The sequence below is a fragment of the Spirosoma utsteinense genome (assembly GCF_014282275.1).
Classification (GTDB): Bacteria; Bacteroidota; Bacteroidia; order Cytophagales; family Spirosomataceae; genus Spirosoma; species Spirosoma utsteinense.
In genome coordinates this window covers 1-24,535 of record NZ_VFIA01000057.1, presented here as the reverse complement: position 1 = coordinate 24,535, position 24,535 = coordinate 1, and the positions used below count along the sequence as shown (strand labels likewise).

General features: G+C 51.1%; 18 protein-coding genes and 1 CRISPR repeat array. Of the genes, 10 read left to right on the top strand and 8 right to left on the bottom strand.

All coding sequences use genetic code 11. From position 1 onward, the window contains the following. The first annotated feature begins 446 nt into the window (after positions 1-446). Positions 447-965 carry a hypothetical protein gene (locus FH603_RS25415; protein ID WP_186741599.1) on the top strand — a complete coding sequence of 173 codons (519 nt, stop codon included), beginning with the start codon at positions 447-449 and terminating at the stop codon, positions 963-965. Between the two features lie 1,024 nt (positions 966-1,989). Here FH603_RS25415 and FH603_RS28765 read toward each other — a convergent pair. After that, positions 1,990-2,178, bottom strand: coding sequence for a hypothetical protein (locus FH603_RS28765; RefSeq protein ID WP_244968033.1), 189 nt, complete (start codon positions 2,176-2,178; stop codon positions 1,990-1,992). Between the two features lie 435 nt (positions 2,179-2,613). Between FH603_RS28765 and FH603_RS25405 the strand changes: the two genes are divergently transcribed. Both FH603_RS25405 and FH603_RS25400 read left to right on the top strand, forming a co-directional pair. Next, entirely contained in the window at positions 2,614-3,987 is a 1,374-nt protein-coding gene (locus tag FH603_RS25405; RefSeq protein ID WP_186741597.1) for a thioredoxin family protein, read from the top strand. A gap of 881 nt (positions 3,988-4,868) precedes the next feature. After that, positions 4,869-5,732: an aldo/keto reductase gene (locus FH603_RS25400; protein ID WP_186741595.1), complete on the top strand. Its 864-nt coding sequence runs from the start codon at positions 4,869-4,871 to the stop codon at positions 5,730-5,732. Between the two features lie 158 nt (positions 5,733-5,890). Here the strand turns inward: FH603_RS25400 and FH603_RS25395 are convergent, their stop codons facing one another. Next, entirely contained in the window at positions 5,891-6,346 is a 456-nt protein-coding gene (locus FH603_RS25395; protein WP_186741593.1) for a ferritin-like domain-containing protein, read from the bottom strand. A gap of 334 nt (positions 6,347-6,680) precedes the next feature. Between FH603_RS25395 and FH603_RS25390 the strand changes: the two genes are divergently transcribed. Next, the gene (locus FH603_RS25390; RefSeq protein ID WP_186741591.1) at positions 6,681-7,433 is read left to right on the top strand and encodes a ferritin-like domain-containing protein; all 753 of its coding nucleotides are present in this window, start codon (positions 6,681-6,683) and stop codon (positions 7,431-7,433) included. Positions 7,434-7,447: 14 nt separating this feature from the next. Continuing rightward, positions 7,448-8,242 carry a ferritin-like domain-containing protein gene (locus FH603_RS25385; RefSeq protein ID WP_186741588.1) on the top strand — a complete coding sequence of 265 codons (795 nt, stop codon included), beginning with the start codon at positions 7,448-7,450 and terminating at the stop codon, positions 8,240-8,242. A gap of 76 nt (positions 8,243-8,318) precedes the next feature. Here FH603_RS25385 and FH603_RS25380 read toward each other — a convergent pair whose 3' ends face one another. Next, the gene (locus tag FH603_RS25380) at positions 8,319-9,758 is read right to left on the bottom strand and encodes a hypothetical protein (RefSeq protein WP_186741586.1); all 1,440 of its coding nucleotides are present in this window, start codon (positions 9,756-9,758) and stop codon (positions 8,319-8,321) included. Positions 9,759-10,003: 245 nt separating this feature from the next. Between FH603_RS25380 and carB the strand changes: the two genes are divergently transcribed. The 3 genes from carB to FH603_RS25365 all read left to right on the top strand — a co-directional run bounded on the left by carB (position 10,004) and on the right by FH603_RS25365 (position 13,746). Continuing rightward, positions 10,004-12,880: a carbamoyl-phosphate synthase large subunit gene (gene carB / locus FH603_RS25375; RefSeq protein WP_186741584.1), complete on the top strand. Its 2,877-nt coding sequence runs from the start codon at positions 10,004-10,006 to the stop codon at positions 12,878-12,880. Between the two features lie 143 nt (positions 12,881-13,023). Continuing rightward, positions 13,024-13,239: an antitoxin gene (locus FH603_RS25370; RefSeq protein WP_186741574.1), complete on the top strand. Its 216-nt coding sequence runs from the start codon at positions 13,024-13,026 to the stop codon at positions 13,237-13,239. A gap of 75 nt (positions 13,240-13,314) precedes the next feature. Continuing rightward, positions 13,315-13,746, top strand: a complete 432-nt coding sequence (locus FH603_RS25365; RefSeq protein WP_186741572.1) for a putative toxin-antitoxin system toxin component, PIN family — start codon at positions 13,315-13,317, stop codon at positions 13,744-13,746. Positions 13,747-13,879: 133 nt separating this feature from the next. Here FH603_RS25365 and FH603_RS25360 read toward each other — a convergent pair whose 3' ends face one another. The 3 genes from FH603_RS25360 to FH603_RS25350 form a co-directional block, all read right to left on the bottom strand. Further along, positions 13,880-14,842, bottom strand: coding sequence for a phytanoyl-CoA dioxygenase family protein (locus tag FH603_RS25360; protein ID WP_186741570.1), 963 nt, complete (start codon positions 14,840-14,842; stop codon positions 13,880-13,882). A gap of 341 nt (positions 14,843-15,183) precedes the next feature. Continuing rightward, positions 15,184-16,710 carry a DUF4394 domain-containing protein gene (locus FH603_RS25355; RefSeq protein WP_186741568.1) on the bottom strand — a complete coding sequence of 509 codons (1,527 nt, stop codon included), beginning with the start codon at positions 16,708-16,710 and terminating at the stop codon, positions 15,184-15,186. 163 nt (positions 16,711-16,873) lie between these two features. Beyond that, on the bottom strand, positions 16,874-18,451 hold the full coding sequence (locus FH603_RS25350) for a capsule assembly Wzi family protein (RefSeq protein ID WP_186741566.1): 1,578 nt from the start codon (positions 18,449-18,451) through the stop codon (positions 16,874-16,876). A gap of 139 nt (positions 18,452-18,590) precedes the next feature. On the opposite strand from FH603_RS25350, the gene FH603_RS25345 reads away from it, so the two are divergent. Further along, the gene (locus FH603_RS25345) at positions 18,591-19,409 is read left to right on the top strand and encodes an aldo/keto reductase (protein ID WP_186741563.1); all 819 of its coding nucleotides are present in this window, start codon (positions 18,591-18,593) and stop codon (positions 19,407-19,409) included. Positions 19,410-19,531: 122 nt separating this feature from the next. Here the strand turns inward: FH603_RS25345 and FH603_RS25340 are convergent, their stop codons facing one another. Then, a complete protein-coding gene (locus tag FH603_RS25340; RefSeq protein WP_186741561.1) occupies positions 19,532-20,197 on the bottom strand; it encodes a porin family protein in 666 nt (221 codons plus the stop codon). 150 nt (positions 20,198-20,347) lie between these two features. Between FH603_RS25340 and FH603_RS25335 the strand changes: the two genes are divergently transcribed. Beyond that, on the top strand, positions 20,348-21,562 hold the full coding sequence (locus tag FH603_RS25335) for an acyl-CoA dehydrogenase family protein (protein WP_186741559.1): 1,215 nt from the start codon (positions 20,348-20,350) through the stop codon (positions 21,560-21,562). A 55-nt stretch (positions 21,563-21,617) separates the two neighbouring features. Continuing rightward, positions 21,618-23,948: direct repeats of the CRISPR family, unit length 30 nt; unit sequence ATTTCAATTCCTCTCAGGTACGATTAGAAG. A 216-nt stretch (positions 23,949-24,164) separates the two neighbouring features. Here FH603_RS25335 and cas2 read toward each other — a convergent pair. After that, positions 24,165-24,428, bottom strand: a complete 264-nt coding sequence (cas2, locus tag FH603_RS25330) for a CRISPR-associated endonuclease Cas2 (protein WP_186741557.1) — start codon at positions 24,426-24,428, stop codon at positions 24,165-24,167. Positions 24,429-24,535 lie beyond the last annotated feature (107 nt).

Sequence of the window (24,535 nt, the reverse complement as noted above, 5' to 3'; positions counted from 1 at the left end):
TTGGTGCTGAGCCCTTTGCGCCGAACGGCATCTTGGTTGCCACAGTAGCGGCATGAGACGACGAGTGTTACCATGCAATAAAGACGAAGAGTCCACGGTTACGTCACGACCCTTAATCGAATAACATAATTGTAGTTATAGAACGAGTCTAGGAAATGTACAAGTGTCTAATCCTCAGTTAGTTTGTATATTTCCCAGACCCGTTTTATAACTACAGTGACTATTGCAGAAGTCGGTGGAGACCTACACTGGCAACCAAAACCTGTTGTTAGGGGAATAAATTTAGCATCAACCTGGCGCATCCGCCACACCCCATAACGCACTACTCAAGTTTTGCACCCGCCACTAACTTTATGTAAAGAAAATATTACAAGAATTGTCTAAGGTTGTTGTTATATCCTCCTTTTAAAATTTATGTCACAGTAAGTTTTTCAGTTAAATTCTATATGGTTGAACGGATTTACACACTTAGCAAAAATGGGCAACGAAGATTAGCTTTTGAGGCAGATGGCTGGCAAGAGGTAATGAAAGCAACAAACTACTTTGAGATAGAAGGCTATGGTATTCAATGGATATCTAACGGAAAGACTACAACAGTAACCGGAGATGGACAAATCCTCTTTGCTACTCCCACTACCGATTTGAAGAAAGTAATTGTAGTTTTTCCATACACTAGTAAGTATTATCCTCCCCCTGGAAACGCTGTCGTCTACACTTCAGAAGGTGATATTTATGAACGGCTTTTTGTGCCTGAATTAATATCAAAACTTGGCCGAGATAGGACAGAGTTCATGACTGAACTAAATAAATATGATGTTTATTTTCTGTCCGTTGCGATGAGAAAGGTAAAACATCACCTTAGCATCTGTATTGATATTGGCTTTCTCATAGATTGGATGGAAAGTAGATTGTACTCACCCGAGGAAAATACCTTTGGGAATTGTGTAGATTCTGGACGTATTTGATAAAATGCCAGCCTAACCAGACATCAGTCCGGTAAGACTATTAATAGTAAGGGCTATTTTGGTTGTATAAGTAGTTGTATGTTAAATACCATTTCTCTTACCATAAATTGGATGAAATAAACGTAAACCTTTCTCACCTAAATCACGGCTGAAACATTATCTACATATCCTGTATACATTTTCCAAGTTTATATGGCCGGACTAATCGTTTATTAGCGCCAAGCGGGATGTAGTGAGTTTTTTATAGATTTCCGTACAATCAGCTTCGCTTAAGAATATTTATCGATGGGAACGAAACGGCCAGTCGTTGGTTAAGTCGACTTGAGATAGAACATATGATTTCTAGATAAAAACTAGTTAAAACATTTTATCTCCATTCTTATAGTTTCTTAACTTGAATTATCATTGAACGTAAGCGATCGGAACCTATGTGGCAATACGGTGTTGGAATTTCGTTCGTTGGCAAACATTTGCAGGCTACGTACAAGGTACTATGGCTAATCTCATAGACGCTTACCCCTTTAGGCCACGACAGAGTTTGGCTTACCTGCCCCGCGTGATCGGTCGTCAAATCAAATTGCTCAAGAATATCACGGCGGGGGTAAGTTGACTTTACTCCCAACAAGGCAAAGCGGAACCCAGAAACAGGATTTCCAGTCGAATCCTGTACGATTATTCGAACTTCAGATTCTTTGTTGATCGGACCAAAACAACTGCTCAACAACCAACTTAGTGTGTAAAACGGAATTAGCGTGTTGCGTAAAAGTCTTATGTGATAGCTCATGTAAGTTTTCTTCAGGATAGTCAATCTGAAGCTATCGACCACTGTGCTTTTCAATACTTCACCTGTTCTATAATCAAGTATTTTGTAAAGTAATACAATTTGTAAGACATAATTAATTGTTGTTTTACAGGGTGTAAGACAGCGGTTCTCAGTTTCATCGGCGAACCTACTGAGTGATAAAAGCTTTTCCCAACAGATCCGCTTCCTGGCGTAAATAGCTCCTGGTTTCCCCGTCTTCTTCTACGGCCAGTCGTTGATAAATGGCCAGGTAGCGGGCTCGACTACGGTAAAGGCGTCACTGGTCATAAAGGCCTCCAGCCATTGGCTGGATTTCAGCCAATCGGCTTGCTCGTGGGTGTAGGTGAAATAGTCAGCAAAGCCGGACGTGGCCCAGCTGGACCACTCAAACAAAAAATCCGGCGATCCCACGTCATCCGGAAAAACGTTGGTAAACCAGCGCGTGTAAGCTAACCCCCTTTATAATCCCCAAACTGGAGATAATAGCGGGGGACAAATGGCGCAGGCCTCGGGAGCCATCGTACCCATCATATTTCCGTTTTTCGGCGGCCAGCGCTCGTTTGATATCAACTATTTTTTAATCAGCTGCTGGACTTGTTTGGACCTCATTGTGACCATGTTATAATAAACTAACAAGGGAGTAAAGTTGCTCAACGCGACCACGGGCCGGGCCTTCAGTCCGGCCAGGTTTCCAGACCCGCTGCAAGGCGCAGCGCCCCTTACTCATTTTCCCGGAAAGTGTCAGGTCCAGCAAAACTTAATCGATAACTACAGGGATAGTTTGAGTCGATTCATTAATTTTCCTTATGATTCCATGTTGGGCCTTTCTAAAACGCTCTTTCGGTCATGAAAACTTTTTTTCAGTGGTTACGTTCGGCTTTAGCTGGTCCACAGCACGACGGGGGGCCATTGGCGGGTGTACGGTATTTTTACGGTTCGTGGCAGGAGGTCCTGACCGAGGCCAAGCGCCAAAATAAGCTCGTGTTCGTCGATTTCCACACGATCGGATTCTACCCGCGTAAACGAATCGCCCAGCAAGCCGCTTTAGATCCTTCCCTGGCCAGAAAATTCAATGCTCATTTCATCAACTACCGCGTTGATGCCAAAGCGGGTGAAGGGCTGGAACTCGCGAAACGCTATCGGATGCAGACGTCCCCCGTTCCAACCGCGCTTTTTATTTTGTGGGATGGCAGCCTGGTGTACCGGGCTTCAGGTTACGAAGGGGTGAAGGGCCTGCTGGCAGAAGCCGACAAAGCCCTGGAAGCGGCCGCCGAACCGAACCAACTGTCGATGCTGGAGCAGGACTACCTGGGGGGTAAAGGCGACCCCACGTTTCTAGCCGCTTACTTACAGGAGCGGGGCCGGGCTGGTATGCCCAACCAGGATGCCTTGCTGACGTACTTATCGCTGATCCCGCCATCGGAATGGACAACGGATGAAACCATACACCTCATCATCGGCAACCTGACGACTTACCAGCCAGGCCCGGTCAATGCCTTACAGCAGAAGCTGCGTCAAGTGAGTGAGTTGCCGGAGAGGGCCTGCACATCGTTGCGAAGGCAGATTGGAGAGCGCATCCGCGAGTTGATCCGGGCGCGGATGCATCAGGCCATTAGGGAGCAAGATGAACGTCAGCTGGCTACGGTAATAGCCGACCATGAGCAATTGCTGCGTGCGGAGCGGGACGACAAACTGACTCAGCAGGAAGTCGATTACGTGGCCAACGGCTTCCGACGGCGGTTTTACGCCGACACCGGCAATGTCGACAACTACCGTCCGCTCGCCGAAGCAGAAGCCTGGCGACTAATGACCATTTCTATGGATACAATTCGGGAGAAAGACAAAATAGAGTTGCAGCGTTTTCGGGACCGTATGAAACAGGTTGAGGAACGGGGCGATCATCCGGATTACGGCGAACAGGCCGAAGCGATAAGTACCATTGAGTCGCAGGATATGGCGCATCGGTTGAACCAGTTGGTTAGCTACTACGCCGACCACATGACCGATGCGGACGATCTGGAACAGGCCTTAATCTGGTCAACCCGGTCGCTGGCGTTTCATTCCTGCCCCGGTTACCTACATAACCAGGCGCGTCTGCTGATAAAACTTGGTCGGAGTGGTGAGGCTGATGAGGTGTTACAAAAGGTTAGTTCTGAACAAACGCCCGGTGTACATCATATCCGCGTGATCCTGAAACGCCCTGAAGATTATGAGCGGTAATGGTTCGATTGGTTTATCGAACATGTAAATCACCACTTACCATAGTACGGTCAGGATACTCACGCCTAGCAGTATGAAGGCTTGTAAATGAAGATTGCGTAATACCAGTAAAGGTAAACTCAAGTAGCTGACAAGTAATAGCAATCGACCGTCTTGACTAAGATGGGAAGCTAGGTGCTCGTATGTAAAATAGTATAGGGTTGCGCTAAAAACCGCTGTAACCCAAAATATGATCCAGAATCTAGGCTGATATTGAGTCAATGCTCCTGCTGTATGACTCTGGAACAGTTCCCGGAGTCTATCGATCACCTTGCTTTGCTCTTCCATACGTTATCTATTCTATAATCAAATAGTATGGTAGCTCAGAAGCCACTTTAGACGGTACTTTACTCGCAGCCGTGAATCAGCTGAATTGTATCTTCGGAGCATAGTGGTTAATTTAAATCTAAGTTCAGAAAGGTAACCTTTTTGTGAACGTTCTCAGGCTTACATGTATGAGCTAAGCAGGAAACGTGTTTCCAACAATGCTTAATTAACGTGAATTCAGGTTTAGAGTTGGCCCTTAGGGCCTTCACAGCGTAGCGTCGCCGGGACGCCGGAACGCCGGAACGGTAGAAATTTTTAGGAAAGGTGTGCCGTCAGGTACACAAGGGTTATGTACCTGACGGCACTCGGACGCTGCTGAAATCAAATTATCCTACCTATCCTACCGACGCTTCGCTGTGAAGGCCCTAACGGGCCAGAACAAAGGCAGCTTAATCCCGAATTCACGTTAGTTATAGGTTGGTTCGGCGGGTGCTGGATGGCATTGAGAAGCGGTGAATTTTGAACATTTGCGGGTGCTGGTTGTCATACTACAAACAGTAAAACAAAGCTATTTTATGCAATCACAATCTGCCCAACCCGTACTCGAAGCCGGGACAATTACGCTTGGTGGTGACCTGACCGTTAACCGGCTGGCCTACGGTGCCATGCGTATTACCGGCGACGGTATCTGGGGGCCACCAAAAGATCATGACGAAGCCATCCGGGTGCTGAAACGCAGCCTTGAGTTGGGAATCAACTTTATCGATACCGCCGACAGTTACGGGCCGTATGTTTCGGAAGAGCTCATCGCAGAAGCCCTTTATCCGTATGCCGACGGGCTGGTTATCGGTACCAAAGGCGGACTGCTCCGCACCGGGCCTAACCAGTGGCCGGTCGACGGAAGTCGTAAACACCTGCAGGAAGCGCTCGACGGAAGTCTCAAGCGCCTGAGACTGGATCGAATCGATCTGTACCAGCTCCACCGTTTCGATGATAAAGTGCCCGCAGAGGAGTTTCTGGGCTTCCTGAAAGAGATGCAGCAGGCCGGTAAAATCCGGCACATTGGCCTGTCTGAAGTAAGCGTTGAACAAATCAAGCAGGCGCAGGAATATTTCGAGGTAGTATCAGTACAGAACATGTACAACTTCGGCGAGCAGAAATGGAACTCAACGCTGAAGTTCTGCGAAGAGAACAACATCGCGTTCATCCCCTGGTATCCCCTCAGCGCGGGTAACCTGGAGGCCGACAAAGCCATTCACCGGGTAGCTGAGCGCCAGAACGCTACCGAATATCAGGTGGCACTGGCCTGGCTGCTGGCCGCGTCGCCCATGATGCTGCCTATTGCCGGTACCTCATCGGTGAAACACCTGGAAGAGAACATGCAGGCCGCCACGATCAAACTGACGGACGAGGATTTCAAGGATATGCCGCTGCCATAAGAGAGGGAGGAGGGGAAGTAAAGGAGGAGGGAGTAAAGGGAGTAGAGGAGGAGGGAGTAAAAGGAGGAGGGGGAAGAAAGGGACGAAGGGGATGCGATTACATTCCCCTCTTCCCTTTCTTCCCCCTCCTCCCTTTACTCCCTTTTATTCCTTTTCCCCTATTTATCTCCCTTCAACGATTTAACCTTCTCCTGAGCTGTTTTCAGTTCAGCAAGTTGGCTCGTAAGGTCTTCTTTGATATAAGCAGGGATATGGTCTTTCTCGATCGCATCCTGGTAGGATTCAACGGCAGCGTTCTCGCCAAATTCAACGGAACTCAGCACGGTATCGCGATCCTTGCCGGTTATGGCCGATTTGATGTCGATCCAGGCGCGGTGAATCTTGCTCGAAACGTCGGTAGAGGTTGCATCGGTAACCGCTGTGCCGTCGATACGAACGATATGTTCGGCAAGCTGGCTGCGAAACTTCTGGCTCTGTATAACATAATGCCGGAACAGGTCATCCAGTTGAGCATCCTCATTGTCTTCAATGGCTTTCTCGTAACCCATGATCCGGTCGTTATTGATTTTCACCAAGTCATTCAGGTCTTCGACAATCTCTTCGTTCTTAATCATAACAGTTGATAGTTGATAGTTTGTGAACTGCTTATAAAACTGTCGCTGCGCCCGATTGTTTGGGAAAAAATAGCAGTTTGCGAGTAACTTTTTTTGTATACAGAGCTAAGAAGAAGGTATCTAAATGATCAAAATAGTGAAAAAATATTCCTTTAGACTACAATAACAGTACTGTTTTTTTTGATTGATTTCTTTCGTGAGCGGTGTTTTTTGGACCACTCCCTCGGTTTGACAAAGTATTTTGAAAATTCAAAAATCCATTAGGCATGTTTCCGCGTAGTTACTTCAAATCTTCCGACGGACGGGGGACACCTTACTAAACTTTTTTTGCTCAATGGAAAAACTACCCAAAGACCCCACTGACGTTCGTCAGTTGCTGACGGGCAGAGAATCGGCAGCGGTTGGTCGCCGGATGTTTATGCGTTATCTTGGTGCTACCGCGGCTGCGGGTGTTGCACTGAGCGCTTGTACAGACCAAATTGTTGATCCGTCGGCCAGCGGTTCAGGCCGCGCTGGTTTCGCCACCGTCGACCTGGGCGATCTCGGTTCTAATGATGTCGGTATCCTGAACTACGCTTATGCGCTGGAACAACTGGAAGCCGCTTTCTACACACAGGTTATTGCAACGCCGTATACGGGTATTACCGACGGCGAGCGCATGATCCTTCGCGATATCCGCGACCACGAGATCGTTCACCGCGAATTCTTTAAAGCCGCTCTGGGCAGTGCCGCTATTCCGGGCCTGACGCCTGATTTCAGCAGCATCAACTTCAGCAGCCGGGCCTCAGTACTGGGCACCGCCAACGTGTTTGAAAACATTGGTGTGTCAGCTTACAATGGAGCTGGTCAATTTATCAAAAGTGCCGATTACCTGACACTAGCCGGTAAAATCGTATCGGTCGAAGCGCGCCACGCATCGATCATTGCGACACTGCTGGAGCCACAGGGCACCTTGTTTGCCGGTGACAATATCATCTTTCCAAGCTCAGGTCTGGAAGAAATCCGGGTTCCATCGGAAGTGTTGGCTATCGTAGCTCCGTACATTAAAGAAACCATCAACGGCATGCAGTCGGCGCGTCGTGCCTAATCCCCCCAACAGTCATGAATCTACAAAACATACTGAATGAAATTGAGAAGGTGGATGCCGACGTTATCGAACGGCTGGAACACGTCTCGCGTCGCAGTGTTTTCAGCAACTTCCTTAAAAAGGCAGTTGTTGGTGCGGCTCCCGTAGCATTTGCTTCGGTATTGAACAAAGCATATGGTCAGAACAACGTTGTTGGTGAAGTGCTGAATTTCGCCCTGACGCTGGAATATCTGGAAGCCGAATTTTATAACAAAAGCCTTGAATCGGGTATCATTCCCGGTGCAGCACTGCCGTATTATCAGCAGATCGCCAAGCACGAGAACGCCCACGTAGCCTTGCTGAAATCAGCACTGGGCAGCGCAGCTATCTCGAAGCCTGCTTTTGATTTCACCGCCAAGGGTAACTTCCCGGACGTATTCAGCAATCTGCAAACCAACTACGCGGTAGCGCAGGCATTTGAAGACACCGGTGTTCGGGCTTACAAAGGCCAGGCTCCCCGCCTGATTCCGTTCCCGGCTGTATTGACAACGGCTTTACAGATTCACTCGGTCGAAGCGCGCCACGCGGCTCGTATTCGTTACCTGCGTGGTCAGAAAGGATGGATCACCAACGCCGATCGGGGTAATCTGCCAGCCGCAACGCAGGCGATCTACAACGAAGACGAGAAAGCAGAACAGGGTGGTGTCAACGTATCGGCTCTGCCAATGGTCGTGTCGATGGGTATTAGTCGGGCGGCTGTAACCGAAGCGTTCGACGAGCCGCTGACAAAAGAACAGGTGCTGGCTATTGCCGCTCCGTTCCTTGCCTAAGCAATTGTAGTAAGTTCATTGAAAAGGGGTGCCTGTCCTGACAGAGCACCCCTTTTGTTGTTTTGGCAAACGCCTGTCAACCGGCAGGCTGGTTGGCCGTGACGCTTCGGATGCGGACGATAGAGCCGCGTTGAGAGCGGGATTTGTCGGAGGCCGGACTAAGGGAGATCTGGCAAATAGCTCCATCCCAGCCTGCTGCACCCGCCAGATTGATCTCGTAGGTTCTGAACTGACCGTCATTGACAACGGGGAAGTCGACGGTGCGGGTTGGGATATCGAAGGAGTCGATTTCGCCGGGTTTGCGCCACGTAAAGCGGATGGTGGGGCTGTTGGTTTTGAAAGCGGCCTGGATATATATCTTGTTGATATCTGCCGCTTTCCAGAAGGCGAAGGGGCTCATAACCCGGAAATTAGCTTTGCTGCTGTCGGTCTTTTCCCACCGGATAGCTAACTCGTTCTGAATGGGCCAGCCCTGATCCCGAACGTTGTAATAGTGCCAGCCCGCCCGGTCCTGACCAAATCGATAATCGGGTTTGGCCGCAGGACGCGCCTGGGCATAGGCAAACTGCCGGATATCGGCGGTAGAGCCTACGACCAGGTCATACTCATATTCATGTACACCATTGTAGTCGATTTGCATGAAGTCCTGGTTGTTAATGTAGCCGCTCGACTGGTCGAACTCGCCATCGGTGCGGGTCGATCCGAAGTAAGCGCTCCCGTACAGGTAGCTGCCGGGGCGGATCAGGCCCACCCCCCGTCCCTGTTCGTTGAGCAGCGCTATCCAGCTTTCAGTGCCATAACGGGTTGTGTTGTCGACGCTTGTATATTCCGATACCGCATCGTTGGTGAACGGCTGATTTCCGCCATAGGTCACAAAGCGGTAGTAAGGGCCGTTGAGGTAGATGCAGGGTGTTTCCTGCGTACGGGCCTCATACTGGGTCGTATCGGTTCGGTTAACGGTAATCCGGCAGCGAACATGGGCGTTGTTGCCCCGCAGCTCGATCCAGTGTTCCATGACGCAGTCAGCCGGCTCGTCGAAGAGCGGCCAGATGAGCGGTATCGTCTTTACATATAACTGATTCTGGTTCTGCTGGTAGCTAACGATCCGGGCGGGGTGGTTAAAATAATCGCCCGTCTGGACCGGGTTCCACCCCAGGTTTATCCACTGCGGAACGGGTTGTTTACCGTTGACCGAGTAGGGGTAGGGCCCCCCGTAAATAGAGGTTTGCAGCTGACGGCCCAGGTCGACATTGTTGATCATGTTGACCGTGCTGCTGGCTTCGGAGAGGTAGGTGATGGCCCCGCCCATGTTCAGGTCGATACCCAGCTTGACCTTGTCATTGGCCACAAATAACCGCTTGGGTGGCGCTACCGGCGATGGGCTGGGGGTAGTACCTGTGCCTGGACCCGGATTTACGGGGGCGGTATAGGGTGCTGTTGCCGGAAAGTCCCGAACGCATCGGGAGGTCAGGAAAGCGACCAGTATACAGGCAGAGAGAAGCAGAAAACGAGACATGGATACAGGATAAAGGCTCAGTTAGTCAAAGCTAACGCACCCCGGCTGTGTTTGCAACTATTGTTAGCTGCTGACCTGCCTGGCAGGCTCTCAAACAGGTTTAACCAAATTGAAAGAAATTTTCGGTGTATTAGTCTACTCCTTATCGATGTATACACTAATTTTGCAGGATTTTTGGCTACCCGCCAACGGTCTGAGAGTCGTTACGTCTTGTCTCTTTCATTTTTTAGTTAGCTCCGCCGAAGATGCCCAAAAACTCAGCCATCCGCTCCGTTCTCATTATTGGCTCCGGCCCCATCGTTATTGGTCAGGCGTGTGAGTTCGACTACGCTGGCTCACAGGCCGCCCGATCCATTCGCGAGGAGGGCATTGAAGTTGCTTTGATCAACTCCAACCCGGCTACGATCATGACCGATCCGATCAACGCCGATTACGTGTACCTGTTGCCGCTTGAGAAAAAATCCATCATCGAGATCCTGAAGAAACACCAGGAGATGGGTAAACCCATCGATGCCGTGCTGCCAACGATGGGTGGACAAACGGCCCTCAACCTGGCTATCGACTGCGACAAAGCCGGTATCTGGCAGAAGTACGGGGTCAAGATTATCGGGGTCGATATCAACGCCATCGAGACAACCGAAGACCGGGAGAAATTCCGGTTACTAATGATCAAGCTGGGCGCGGGCGTCTGCAATGGCCGTACAGCCCGGTCGTTCCTGGAAGGGAAAGAGATCGCTCAGGAGATTGGCTTCCCACTCGTTATTCGCCCGTCGTATACGCTGGGGGGTACCGGTGGCGGCTTTGTCAATACGCCCGAAGAATTCGACAAAGCGCTGACCGCCGGTCTGCATGCATCGCCCGTTCATGAAGTGCTGGTTGAGCAAAGCGTGATGGGCTGGAAAGAATATGAGCTGGAGCTGCTGCGCGATAATAACGGCAACTTCGTTATCATCTGTTCCATCGAGAACTTCGACCCAATGGGTATTCACACCGGCGACTCCATAACGGTAGCCCCGGCGATGACCCTGCCCGATACGCTCTACCAGAAAATGCGTGACCTGGCTATCCGGGTAATGGCTGGTATCGGGCAGTTTGCGGGGGGCTGTAACATCCAGTTCTCGGTAAATCCGCAGACCGACGATATCATCGTTATCGAGGTAAACCCACGCGTGAGCCGATCGTCGGCCCTGGCGTCGAAAGCAACGGGCTATCCCATTGCCAAGATTGCCGCCAAAATGGCCATCGGCTACAACCTCGATGAGCTGATGAACCCCATTACGGGTACCACATCGGCGTTCTTCGAGCCGGCTATCGACTACGTGATCGTGAAAGTACCTCGCTGGAACTTCGATAAGTTTCCCGGTGCCGACCGGTCGCTGGGTCTCCAGATGAAGTCGGTGGGGGAAGCCATGGGCATTGGCCGGAACTTCCAGGAAGCACTGCAAAAGGCCTGTCAGTCGCTGGAGATCCGGCGTAACGGTCTTGGTGCCGACGGGCGCGAACTAACCGACCGTGATGCGCTGACCCAAAGTCTGCAACACCCAAGCTGGAACCGGCTGTTCCACATCTACGATGCGTTCAAAGCGGGTATGTCGTTCCGTACGATCTATCAACTCACTAAAATAGATCCCTGGTTCCTGCATCAGATCGAAGAACTGATCGAACTGGAACGCGAAATTCAGCAGTATGACCTGGATGACCTGCCACCGGGCCTGCTCCGTATTGCCAAGCAGAAAGGCTATGCCGACCGACAGCTGGCGCATTTGCTGAGCGTGAAAGAAAGTAAGGTCTACCAATACCGGCAGACGCATAACATCCGTCGGGTGTTCAAATGCGTGGATACCTGCGCGGCTGAGTTCGAAGCCAAAACGCCGTACTACTACTCGACGTTCAACAGCGAACCACCCATTACGCTGGCCGAAGGCGTTCCTGTCTCCGACCTGCCGGGTAACGAGTCGATCCGCAGTGAGCGCCCCAAAATTGTGGTGCTTGGCTCGGGGCCTAACCGCATTGGTCAGGGTATCGAATTCGATTATTCGTGTGTACATGGTGTGCTGGCTGCCAAGGAAGCGGGTTACGAGACGATCATGATCAACTGTAACCCGGAAACGGTTTCGACCGATCCGGATATTGCCGACAAACTATACTTCGAGCCCGTATTCTGGGAGCATGTTCACGCCATCATCATGCACGAGAAGCCCGTGGGCGTTATTGTGCAGCTAGGCGGGCAAACGGCCCTGAAAATGGCCGAGAAACTAACCCGCTACGGCATCAGGATCATTGGTACCAGCTGGGAAGCGCTCGACCTGGCCGAAGACCGGGGCCAGTTTTCCAACCTCCTGCGCGAGCTGGATATTCCCTATCCGAAGTTCGGCACGGTGCGCGAGTCGGAGGGGGCGCTTGAACTGTCGCGCGAGCTGGGCTTCCCGCTGCTGGTGCGTCCGAGTTACGTCCTGGGCGGTCAGAACATGAAGATCGTCATTAACGAGAACGAACTGGAGCAGCACGTGATGAAGATCCTCCAGGATATCCCCGACAATAATATCCTGCTCGACCACTTCCTCGAAAATGCCATCGAAGCCGAAGCCGACGCCATCTGCGACGGGGAGGACGTGTATATCATCGGGATCATGGAGCATATCGAACCGGCGGGTATCCACTCCGGCGACTCCTATGCGGTACTGCCAACTTTCGACCTGAGCGAGAACGTGATCCGTCAGATCGAGGAACACACCCGCAAGATCGCCGTGGCACTGCGTACGGTGGGCCTGATCAACATCCAGTTCGCGATCAAAAATGAAGTGGTCTATATCATCGAGGCCAACCCCCGCGCCAGCCGCACCGTACCGTTCATCTGCAAGGCCTATCAGGAGCCGTATGTCAACTACGCGACGAAAGTGATGCTGGGCGACAAGAAGGTGAAAGACTTCGATTTCAAGCCGGTGAAGAAAGGGTACGCGATCAAGATCCCAGTGTTCTCGTTCAGCAAATTCCCGAACGTAAACAAAGAGCTTGGCCCCGAAATGAAGTCGACCGGCGAAGGCATCTATTTCATCGATGACCTGACCGACGATTTCTTTCTGAAGGTCTACGCCGAGCGGAATATGTATATGAGCCGGTAGGAAATATTAAGTAGAAGCGAAAGCGTATTGGCTGAGCCACATCTAACTAGATGTGGCTCAGTTGCTTTAACGATCCAATGTTTTTTTGTGAATTGTGTTTATAAGCCGGATATTTACGATGTACATGTAGAACTGATAAAGTTATGACTGTTGTATCTGTTGAATTGGATGATAAGCTGGCTCGCGAGCTGAAGCAGATATCAGAGTCATTGCAAACCACTGAAGTTGACCTGATAAAGAAGGCCGTTGATAATTTCCTGCGTCAGCAGCGAATGGATCGGATTCGTGCCGAAATAAAACCCTATGCTGAAGCCGCTGGCTTTCTTACGGAGGAAGATATTTACAACGTAGTATCGTAATCCCTATTGGTATCTTTTTGCTCTAACCGGATCCGTCAAAGGGGCTGACTGATTCAACCTACTTCACTACTTCATATGGAAACGCCCCTGCGTTTACCGGCCTCTACGGTGGTTGTCTTTGATACAAACGTTCTCCTTTCCGCTTTTATATTCAAAAAGAGTCCCGGTGAGGTTTACCAGTATTGTGCTGAGCGGTATACGCTTTACACGTCAGAATGGCTATTGAACGAGTTAGCCAGGGTACTAAGACGAGATAAGTTCAAGCTGCCGTTGGCGTTGCAGAATGCTATTCTGGCGCAGGTTAGAAGTGATGCGCAACTTGTTTTGCCCACGAACGATTTCCCGGCAGATTCGCGGGATCCCGATGACAACCATGTATTGCAAGCAGCGCTTTTTGTGCAAGCAGACTTTATCATTACAGGTGATCGTGATTTACTGGATTTAGGGCAGGTTGGTGGCGTCACGATTACTAACCCAGCCAGTTTTTACGAGCGGTATATTGCGTAAGACGATTTCTTCCTGAAAGTCTACGCCGAGCGAAATATGTATATGAGCCGGTAAGCAACGGAGTCTCTGTAATAACCAAAACAGCCATGCATTGTCCGTGCATGGCTGTTTTGGTTATTACAGAGACTCCGTTCTAGAATGGTTTTTTGCCGATTATCTTTTTGAACAGCTCTTTGGCTAACACCGGCAGGGTAAAATTATGGCTGACGGCATATTTGAAATTTCCCGTGTTGATCGTTTCGATTGGCGTGCCATTCTCACTATGCTGTACCACCTCTCCGGTGGCGATATTGATTACATGCCTCAGGTTGAGGTTCTTGGCAAACATATCGGAGAAGCGGGGTGAGTAATACATGCAGCCCTCGAAATAGTAATGCGTCACCTGCGACCAGCGGGTAATGTTACCGCCTGTAATTGGCATACCGCCATGCACCAGGTTCGACGACCAGATCAGCACGTCGCCCTTCTTCATGTGAATCTCCCGACGTTCGTAGTTTTTGGCTGCCATAAACTCCTCGATGAAATCTTCGTATCGGGGGTATTCGGCATAGTCACCTTCGGCTACGATCCCGATATCGAAGTAGTTGAACTCTTCCTGGCGGTGCGAACGGGGATAGTAAAATAAGGGGCCATTTTCGGCGGTGGTATCTTCCAGCGCTATCCAGACACCACACATGAACCGGGCTGGAACACTACTGAAATGGATGGTATCGGAATGGGCCCGCTGCTGGGTGCCAAATTTAAAGTTGAGCGTCTGGAAGGGGATGGGCTCCCGGTCGTAGAGCATCCGAAGCACGTCCATGAGTTGCGGCTGACTAGCCAGTTCTTTAACCGTGCTGTATTTCTTCCACAGATCCTGATGTCGGTTAGGGCTCTGTCCGACGGCTGCCGGAAACTCACCCCCGATCTCCTGCAACGAGCGGTCGATCAACGTGTGGCTGACCGCCTGAGGTAGTACCAGGAATCCTTCCCGGTTAAATTGCGTAACCTGTTCGCGCTGCTTGGGGGTAAGGTCTTTTTTTAGCAGCAAATCGTCAAAAAAGGGTGATTCGACCCACGGGAGGTTCATTCTTTGGGCAACAGTAATCTCTTTCATGATAGGGTGTGAAGCGTTTAAACATAGTTATATTAGGAAGTAGGTACCAGTCAAGATGAAGTTTAGGTAGAGGTTTAAGTAATTAATGTCAGAGCAAATGGATACAGTGATATATGAATTTAACTATCTGGGTTTGAATGTATAAAATGGAATAACTAATTAAAAGTAATCGGATAAATAATTTACGGTTACAGCATTGCCTGTTCTATTAGCTACTGGTAACTGATCGATTCCGGGCTTTTTGACAGGTGGCCGGTGGGTCTTTTGAGCGAACGGCTAAGGCACAAAAAAGTCCGGCTCGTCAATGACGAGCCGGACCTGGTATTTTTTGGTATGCTGGACTAGAATCCTAAACCAAGGGCCATACCCCGAACAGCAGGATTACCCGGTAGCGTAGCGCCACCTGTAGCCGCTCCGCTTGTCAGGTTGATCGAGTAAACGCGGGTTGTACCGCCCGAGCGCAGCAGCGCATAGGCCATACCCGAGGTGCCGCCAATGTCGAATCCGTTGGAACTCTCGACTTCGGTACCCAGCGAGCCGACCGATACCAGCGTGCCGTCGTTAGGTGGCATTTGCCGGAAGAGCATAGCCGCTCCCGTGCGGGTATCGATGTTGTACAGAACAGTTGTGGTAGCACCGGCAAAGTTATTGGTGTAGGCCGATGCGGTTACGTTTGGCGTACCGGGGTTGAGCGTACCATCAACGGCGGCTACTGTACCGTCATTCGGGTTGAGTCGCAGGTTTTGGCCGGTGTTGCTAACAACCCGGATCCGGTCGACGGTGGGGTTGAAGTCGAATCCAAAATCATTACCCGACAGCGCCGGGGTGAAGGGGCCTGAACCAACTACCGTTGCCAGACCACTCGATGGGTTGATGGTATACAGACGGCTCGTACTGCCCAATGCGAATAACTGGTCGGTGGCGGGCCGGAAATCGATCCCGTAGATCGTCTCGCCCGCTTGCAGGCCCGTGATGGCTTTCGAAACAGGGTTTGGGGCCATCGGGTTAAAAATGATCAGGTTGTTCGATCCATCGACAGCGTAGGCAACAGGCTCGGTTGGAATAGCCAACCCAATAATGTTGCCGGGTAGGTTGCCGAGTTTCTGAAGCCGTCCCGTCGACAGATTTACCTGCTGTAGTTCAGACTGGCCGTTGAAGGTTACGGCGGCTATCCCGTTCCCGTCGGGGCCAATATCGAACCCGGCCGATCCCGTAATATCCAGACCCAGCGGCCCTACGCTGACCAGCGTACCGTTATTCGGTGGATTCTGTATGTAGAGACGATCGGTGGCCGGATCGATGTCGTAGAGTGTCGTCGTCGTTACACCCGATCGGTTGTTGGTATAGGCTACTGCTGTAATCATGGCTCCTGATGCGCCGTTGATAGCGCCATCGACGGCTGCTACAGTGCCCGTTTCGGGGTTAAGCCGAAGATCCTGCCCCTGGTTGGTTACGAGCCGAATCCGGTCGACGGTGGGGTTGAAATCAAACCCGGCAATGTCGCCGGTCAGCCCTGGCGAGAACGAACCCGTTCCCAGCGCCCTAGCAACGCCCGTTGTGGGGTTAATGACATACAGGCGGCTGGAACTGCCTATCCCATACAATTGTCCGGTAGCAGGACGGAAGTCGATAGATAACATCCGTTCGCCACTTTGCAGGCCCGTAAGGCTAACGGTAGCCAGGGGCGTGCCGGATGCCCGGACGTTGAGTCGCAGCAGTTGATTGGCATCGTTGAGTACATACAACTGAGCATCGGGCAGTGTACCGGGGTTAGGTGCCATGCGGTGATCGTCGCAGGCATTCAGCGTCAGCAGTGAGCCGATCGCCAGCAGTCCGGCCAGAACACGGAGGGGTTTTCTGTAAAGCATATACATCGATTAGTTGAAAAGTTTTCGTAGACTACAATGTCAGAGGCTATACGTGTAGAAGAGGTAGGTTAGATGTCGGGAAATTAAAGATTGATTAAATATATACTTAGCGGTCTTCAGCTGCCCTGCTGCCGCGTCGTTAGCCTGGCAATTCTGCTCCGGCTTACCAGCTCTTGCGTAGGCTGAGGTAGCTGCCAATGGAGTTGGGGTACAGCTCCCCGCGGTCGAGTGCTACCGACGTAGTAAGCAGCGCTCCCGGCCATGCGGCCAGTGGCCACTGGGCCGATACCAGGGTCGAAAACTGATGAAAAGGGCGGGGATACGGCTGGTTGTAGGTGCCAAAATTCCGACTGTAGGAAGCACGGGCGGTCAGCAGGGGACCCCGTCTGAACGAGCCCCCGGCTCCGGCATACCAGGCTATAACCCGGTTATTCGGAAAAAAACCGCCCCCTGTAAAGTTGTTGACAGCCTGACTGAAGTTCGAGCGCGGGGCGATAAAGGGCGTACCCAGCGTACGGCCCCGGTATGACCACCCTTCGCGGTATTGACTGTGGTTGAAATAGTTGTCGCGGCCCTGATAGCGGATGCGCTGGTCGAAGACGGGGCCGCTCTGGTTGGTCGTGCTTAACCACTCCAGCACCAGCCGTTGTACCCGAAACGCCGTAGGGGTTGTTCGCCTGTTCAGAAACCGTAAACCCGTAAGGCCGTCGGGCAGGTTCTGAAAAGCCAGTCCGGATGCGTCCTCATATATGTGCTGGTGGTAGAGCAGCCAGTTGCTGGCACGCCGTTTCCATTCCAGGGCCACATCATAACTGCCCACGTGATTGCCGATCCGGTTTTCGCCATCGAAACCCGTAAAGCGGTTGTTCTGAACATCGTCGGGGTAATGGCCGCTCACCAGCGACAGGTAATCCCGAAAAGAGGTTGGCAAGGTCCCGTTAACGGCCAGGGGCGTACCAACGAGGTAGTCAGCGCGGCCACCCCACTGCACCTGGTGGTTGAGCCCCGCATACAGGCGCACGTGCCAGCCAGGTTTTCCAAACCGCCCGTAGAGGTATTTTTGATGAAGATAACTGCCCTGTACATAGGTGTTGACAAACCAGCCGTGTGCATAACCTGCCCGGAGGGCCAGCAACCCTTTCGTAAATTTCAGCGGCACATAGTCCGGCGTGTGAAGCTGTAGTTTGGGGAAAGGAACGGCGTTGCCCGACCAGGCGATAAAGCCCGACGTGAGGGCCGTATCGCCCAGGCCAACAACTTCGCGCCGGTTGCCACCGTAGAATTCGAGCCACCCGAACTTTACCTTGGCGTACGCATCCGGCAGCAGTAACGCCGGGTTATTGGCAAGCCGGGGCGCGCCAGCGTTGGCAACCGCATAAAGGCCGAAACCCCAGTCGAAACGGGGAGGCCGCTGGCGGGTGGAGTCGCGCCGGACAGCATACTCACGCTGGGCACCCACCCGCAAGGTGCCAAAGGACCCGCGCGGAGGGATGAGGCCGTATTGATTGGTACTCAGCCAGAAGGGTGTCTGCGCCGGTGTTGCCGTAAGGCCCCCCAACTCAACGCTGTATCGAACGGGGGAGGAGATAGGGACAGGGACAGGGGCTGGGACCGGAGGTTGACCTTGACGGACCCCGGCCGGAACGGGTCGCTTCGGAACGGGCACAGGTCGTTTCGGCTGACCCGTTACCGAGCTTACAGCAACTAAAAACAAACTACCGAAGAGGTAAAGAGAACGCATGAATGAACTGAATCGTGAATGGACGTAAACCAATAGTGACTGATAAACAAGTAGTTCAGTAACTGCGGTTTCGGGGGGCCAAGCTAAACCAAAACAAGCGGTATCCGCTAACCATTAAGTCGATAAAACTAATATGTGAATGACAATACCCCAAGTAACCCTTAACAACGGCGTCGTTATGCCTCAACTGGGCCTGGGCGTTTATGCCCCCCGCCAAAACAGCGACGTACAGCAGGCGGTAGAGTGGGCGCTCGAAGCCGGGTGCCGCCTGATCGATACGGCTGCGGCCTATGGTAATGAACGGGAGGTGGCGGCAGCGCTTCGGGCGGCCCGTCTCCCCCGCAAAGACGTATTTATTACGACGAAAGTATGGAACAGCGATCAGGGATATGAATCGACCCAGCGTGCATTCGATCGAAGTCTGGACCGGCTTGGCCTCGATACGGTAGACCTCTACCTGATTCACTGGCCCGTAAAAGAACACCGGCTGGAAACCTGGCGGGCGCTCGAAACCATTTATGCCGACGGACGGGCCCGGGCCATCGGCGTTTGCAATTACTACGGGCCCCACCTCGATGAATTGCTTGAACAGGCTCAGGTGACACCCGCTGTCAATCAGATCGAGTGGAGCCCCTACTGCTATAAGCCCGAGGTACTGGCCTACTGCCAGGCGAGGAATATCCAGCTGGAAGGGTATGCACCACTGGTCCGGGGGTTGAAGAAAGACGACCCGCGACTGGTGAAACTGGCCGGAAATTATGGTAAGTCCACTTTTCAGCTGCTGGTGCGCTGGTCGCTTCAACAGGGTGTCGTTACCATTCCGAAGTCGGTGAAGCGCGACCGCATCCGGGAAAATTTCGATGTGTTCGATTTCACGATCACCGATGAGGACATGGCGCTGATGAACACGTTTTACGATAATACCCGCATTGCCGACGATCCAATGACGTATCTGTAGCTTGCTTCGTTGGGTACCGCCCAGGACATCTGCCTTGAACTACCCTGTCTATACGTTAACGGCCCCTTCTGAACGATTCAGAAGGGGCCGTTATGTTAGTAAATGCGGTTACCGCCGAACAACTACCGGCTGCGGAACTCACGACCTACGCCAAACGCATACCCAAGGGCGATGGTGATGGTCGAGTTTTGCAGAGAGCTGCGTCGTCCCCAAAGATTAGGCAGGTTGGTTTGTACATCCGACAAACCCAGATTGTAGCGGGCGTCGATTAAAAAATGCTGCCGGTTGCCTGTGCCCCAGTTGAGCTGAAAGCCACCCGTTGCACCCAGATCGAGGTTTCTGAAATCATTGCTGTTCTCGCCATTGAAGACTGCCGAAGCGCCGTTGACGCGTTTCGCGTTCAGCCTAATGCCCAGCGATGGGCCTACAAATATGTTCGGGCGGAAGTTGCCGTTCAGCGTCAGGAAGTAGCGCGCGACAACAGGAACTTCCAAATAATTGACCCGCTGCGTATACTTGATAACGCCGTTGTCATACTTGGTACCCCGCTGCGAATACAGTACATCGGCCGAGATCCCGAAATGATTCAGGGAACTGTACATTAAAAATGCCCCGGCTGCTATGCCCGGTTTGAAACTCATGCCATCGGCATTACCCCAGTAATTAGACAAATTCAAGCCAACCCGTGGTCCGGCACTAAACCGTTGTTGGCCGTAACTCGTTGACACGCAAAGGAGAAAAGAGAAAAAGAGGGCTACTCGTACTGATTTGGAAATTGAGTTAAACATAGAGATTGTAAATGGTAGTACGCCCCGTTAACGAACGCTGTTTCAGAAATGTTTTGCGGCAACCTACTACATTTTATGTTCCGGCCCAAGTTCGTACCTTTGAGATAGTCTGTTTTGGAGAAACGTTAGGATAAAATCGATCTGTACCGAATGAAACGCCCCTCTTTATACTTCACCGAAGCGCATGATCTGTTTCGGCAGAGTGTCCGGCAGTTTATCGAAACCGAAGTTGTTCCACATACCGACGAATGGGAAACCAACCGCCGGATTCCGCTGTCTGTCTTTCAGCGAATGGGTGAGCTAGGCTATCTTGGTTTGCCCTTCCCGGAGGAGTTCGGAGGTGTCGACGCCGATTTCTGGTACTCCGTCGTGTTTCTGGAGGAACTGGCGCGCTGCGGCATGGGCGGGTTCACAACGGCTGTCAGCGTTCACGAGTATATGGCCATCAACCACATCTCCAAAGCGGGGAGCTACGCCCTCAAGCAGCGCTACCTGATACCGGCCATTGCGGGTGAGAAAGTGGCAGCACTGGCCATTACGGAGCCGGATACGGGCTCCGACGTGTCGGCCATCCGAACGACCGCTATCCTTACCGAAGCGGGCGATGCCTTCATCGTGAACGGAGCTAAAACGTTTATCAGCAATGGCACCTACGGCGATTTTGCGACGCTGGTGGTCAAAACGGGTGGTGCAACCTCAGACACCGGTGGCAAGTCGGGTGGCCTCAGCCTGCTTGTCGTCGATCTGGACAGTGTTGGCATTACCCGTACCAAACTCAATAAAATTGGCTGGCACAGCTCCGACACGGCCGAAATCCATTTCGATGACGTGCGGGTACCGGCCGATAACCTGATCGGACAGCTGAACAAAGGGTTCTACTACCTTATGGAAAGTCTGCAACTCGAACGGCTGGTAGCGGCCGTAATGGCTGTTTCGGGTGCTCAGCAGGCCCTCGACTGGACGCTGGCCTACCTCAACGAGCGCGAAGCGTTTGGCCGCAAGATCGGCACGTTCCAGGCCATCCGCCACAAAATTGCCGATGTGGCTACCGAGATCGAGATGGCCCGTCAGTTCGTGTACCACACCTGCTGGCTGTATACGCAGGGCGACGTGGTTGTAAAGGAATGCTCGATGGCCAAGCTGGCTGCTTCAGAGATGCAGAAGCGCGTTGTCGACACCTGTCTGCAATTTTTTGGCGGCTATGGCTACATGGAAGATTACCCCATTGCCCGCGCCTACCGCGATGTTCGGGTAGGTACTATCGCGGGGGGCTCCTCCGAGATCATGCGCGAGATCATTTCCCGGATCGTCGTCGACGCCGTGGCTTACAAACCCGTATACGACGGTGCAGAGACGAAGGCATAACCCCTCATGCTGGCCTGATACCAAGTATAAGCGCTGACGCTTTCGATGGCGTTGGATTTCAATTCTTCTCAGGTACGATTAGAAGATCTGGGGCGACTGGCTGCTGCGCACCGATCGACAATTTCAATTCTTCTCAGGTACGATTAGAAGGTTTTGGAGTTGGCTGGCGACTGGTTCAAAGCTGCATTTCAATTCCTCTCAGGTACGATTAGAAGGGAGAAAAAGGTTAAGACGGCTGAGGACGAGAAGGATTTCAATTCCTCTCAGGTACGATTAGAAGTGGCGGCTCTGCTGCTGGCGGGGGTATTCTTCCCCCTATTTCAATTCCTCTCAGGTACGATTAGAAGCCGCGCTGGGCAGATGCTTCATCGGGCGAAAGAAGATTTCAATTCCTCTCAGGTACGATTAGAAGTCGGGCATGTACCAGCCCAGATCAGTAGCCCCAGCCAATTTCAATTCCTCTCAGGTACGATTAGAAGCGCCAATATATGGACGCGCATTCAGGCCAACGCCATTTCAATTCCTCTCAGGTACGATTAGAAGAAGCATTGCCATGCTGGGCGATTCTCATACCGCCTAATTTCAATTCCTCTCAGGTACGATTAGAAGTTTCTATGCTGGTCGTTGCGCCCGTATCCATCACTAATTTCAATTCCTCTCAGGTACGATTAGAAGAAGCCGCCGTAAACGCGTCGAGTTCGGTTTGAATATATTTCAATTCCTCTCAGGTACGATTAGAAGCCGGAATTTACGCAGGGTCAGCCCGTCGAGATTGAGATTTCAATTCCTCTCAGGTACGATTAGAAGGTCGGTTTCGTCTGTCGTTTCGTCGTTTCGGTCTGTATTTCAATTCCTCTCAGGTACGATTAGAAGGGCAGATTTGACCGTAAACATATACGAGTTTGACCCATTTCAATTCCTCTCAGGTACGATTAGAAGATGGTCAGACATAGCAAACTCCTTTGTAATTTCTTTATTTCAATTCCTCTCAGGTACGATTAGAAGGATAAGCAGCTGCCCGATCTGGCCAGGCCGTATAATAATTTCAATTCCTCTCAGGTACGATTAGAAGCTTTCTGAGTCGGATGCTGTACGACGGGCTGTTCATGATTTCAATTCCTCTCAGGTACGATTAGAAGACCAAAACGACGCGTTTTTGGGAGTTCGGTAAATTGATTTCAATTCCTCTCAGGTACGATTAGAAGTGAACATACTCAACGCATCTGATAATGAAGTATTATTTCAATTCCTCTCAGGTACGATTAGAAGACATCATTACTACGCTGGCTGGCCAGGCTCTATCGGATTTCAATTCCTCTCAGGTACGATTAGAAGGGGCTCCCGCTTGTTGGAGACACACCCACTGACTTAATTTCAATTCCTCTCAGGTACGATTAGAAGACAGTTCCGTTTGCCTGAAGAATCATTACGGCAACATTTCAATTCCTCTCAGGTACGATTAGAAGCTCGTAGTCGACCGAATCCCGCCCGATGTGCTATATTTCAATTCCTCTCAGGTACGATTAGAAGAGCGACTTGCATACGAACAAGGCGAGAATACAAATATTTCAATTCCTCTCAGGTACGATTAGAAGCGCTGAAGCTGAAGCAGGGCGTCGTAGCTCTCGAATTTCAATTCCTCTCAGGTACGATTAGAAGTCGCGCTTGAGGGCGATCTCCTGGTCGGTGATGGCAAATTTCAATTCCTCTCAGGTACGATTAGAAGACGGGGCACCCGTCAACGTCCTGCATGTTAAAGACATTTCAATTCCTCTCAGGTACGATTAGAAGGCGCGAAATGTCGACCGATGCCGCCTGGTTCTTTAAATTTCAATTCCTCTCAGGTACGATTAGAAGAGTTGTAGCTGATACAGGTATCCAGAAACTCAGATTATTTCAATTCCTCTCAGGTACGATTAGAAGCGGCCGCTGGCCAGTCCACGCCCATGGCTCAACCTAATTTCAATTCCTCTCAGGTACGATTAGAAGCGCTTTTTCTATAACCCGTTGAAACTGGAAGAGGTGCATTTCAATTCCTCTCAGGTACGATTAGAAGGATCAGGCAAAGATTTGCTTTACCGAAGCGCACAGTAATTTCAATTCCTCTCAGGTACGATTAGAAGTCAGTAAACTCGTTCCGGTTACCATTAATTTTTCGAATTTCAATTCCTCTCAGGTACGATTAGAAGTATTCAATACGGCACTAACCTGATAGGGTGTTCGCAATTTCAATTCCTCTCAGGTACGATTAGAAGGTCCGCGTCTACACCGAAACGGGCACCATCCCCGTAATTTCAATTCCTCTCAGGTACGATTAGAAGGCTGCAAGTGTACGCTAGGCTTGGGGCACCCAAAAATTTCAATTCCTCTCAGGTACGATTAGAAGCCATCAAACTAAGCATAAAAAAAGGCGTTTGCAACGCCCAGACGTACTATCATCTGCATTAAATAAGTCACCATAGTCGTCGGTCGACAATAGTACGAAAACCCCGGCCGATCGACGACTCGCTGATCATCAGACCCTTAGCTCAGGTTTATCCTTCAAGCTAGGATAATAGACCACATATCAAAGAACACTTTTAGCCGACCGACGACAATCACGCTATAAAAAATTATCGGTCGATTGCCGTTCTACGCCCACAATCTGCTTTTCCAGCCAGCGCTTTTCGCGGTTTTTGAACAGAATCAGACTATCCTCATCCTCGTCCATAATGCGTCTGGCTTCATGTAACAGCTCCCGCAACTGCACATCGGTCAGTTCTCCCTCAAAGACCGAGTTTTGAATCCAGTTCATATACCGCCGGCAGAGTTTCAGCATCTTGCCAACGCGTTTCTGCCCCATGTCATACACCAGAATTACGTACATAATACTAAATCAAATTCAATAAGTCGTATCTTTGGTTATGGATTACGCTACTAAAATCAGCCAGACCGTTGACGAACTGCAACAGCTTGAAAAACAGCAGACTAATG

Excerpts from the sequence above, each read along its gene's own strand:
- FH603_RS25415 (WP_186741599.1), top strand. The coding sequence starts at position 447 with ATGGTTGAACGGATTTACACACTTAGCAAAAATGGGCAACGAAGATTA.
- FH603_RS25405 (WP_186741597.1), top strand. The coding sequence starts at position 2,614 with ATGAAAACTTTTTTTCAGTGGTTACGTTCGGCTTTAGCTGGTCCACAG.
- FH603_RS25400 (WP_186741595.1), top strand. The coding sequence starts at position 4,869 with ATGCAATCACAATCTGCCCAACCCGTACTCGAAGCCGGGACAATTACG.
- FH603_RS25395 (WP_186741593.1), bottom strand. The coding sequence starts at position 6,346 with ATGATTAAGAACGAAGAGATTGTCGAAGACCTGAATGACTTGGTGAAA.
- FH603_RS25390 (WP_186741591.1), top strand. The coding sequence starts at position 6,681 with ATGGAAAAACTACCCAAAGACCCCACTGACGTTCGTCAGTTGCTGACG.
- FH603_RS25385 (WP_186741588.1), top strand. The coding sequence starts at position 7,448 with ATGAATCTACAAAACATACTGAATGAAATTGAGAAGGTGGATGCCGAC.
- FH603_RS25380 (WP_186741586.1), bottom strand. The coding sequence starts at position 9,758 with ATGTCTCGTTTTCTGCTTCTCTCTGCCTGTATACTGGTCGCTTTCCTG.
- carB (WP_186741584.1), top strand. The coding sequence starts at position 10,004 with ATGCCCAAAAACTCAGCCATCCGCTCCGTTCTCATTATTGGCTCCGGC.
- FH603_RS25370 (WP_186741574.1), top strand. The coding sequence starts at position 13,024 with ATGACTGTTGTATCTGTTGAATTGGATGATAAGCTGGCTCGCGAGCTG.
- FH603_RS25365 (WP_186741572.1), top strand. The coding sequence starts at position 13,315 with ATGGAAACGCCCCTGCGTTTACCGGCCTCTACGGTGGTTGTCTTTGAT.
- FH603_RS25360 (WP_186741570.1), bottom strand. The coding sequence starts at position 14,842 with ATGAAAGAGATTACTGTTGCCCAAAGAATGAACCTCCCGTGGGTCGAA.
- FH603_RS25355 (WP_186741568.1), bottom strand. The coding sequence starts at position 16,710 with ATGCTTTACAGAAAACCCCTCCGTGTTCTGGCCGGACTGCTGGCGATC.
- FH603_RS25350 (WP_186741566.1), bottom strand. The coding sequence starts at position 18,451 with ATGCGTTCTCTTTACCTCTTCGGTAGTTTGTTTTTAGTTGCTGTAAGC.
- FH603_RS25345 (WP_186741563.1), top strand. The coding sequence starts at position 18,591 with ATGACAATACCCCAAGTAACCCTTAACAACGGCGTCGTTATGCCTCAA.
- FH603_RS25340 (WP_186741561.1), bottom strand. The coding sequence starts at position 20,197 with ATGTTTAACTCAATTTCCAAATCAGTACGAGTAGCCCTCTTTTTCTCT.
- FH603_RS25335 (WP_186741559.1), top strand. The coding sequence starts at position 20,348 with ATGAAACGCCCCTCTTTATACTTCACCGAAGCGCATGATCTGTTTCGG.
- cas2 (WP_186741557.1), bottom strand. The coding sequence starts at position 24,428 with ATGTACGTAATTCTGGTGTATGACATGGGGCAGAAACGCGTTGGCAAG.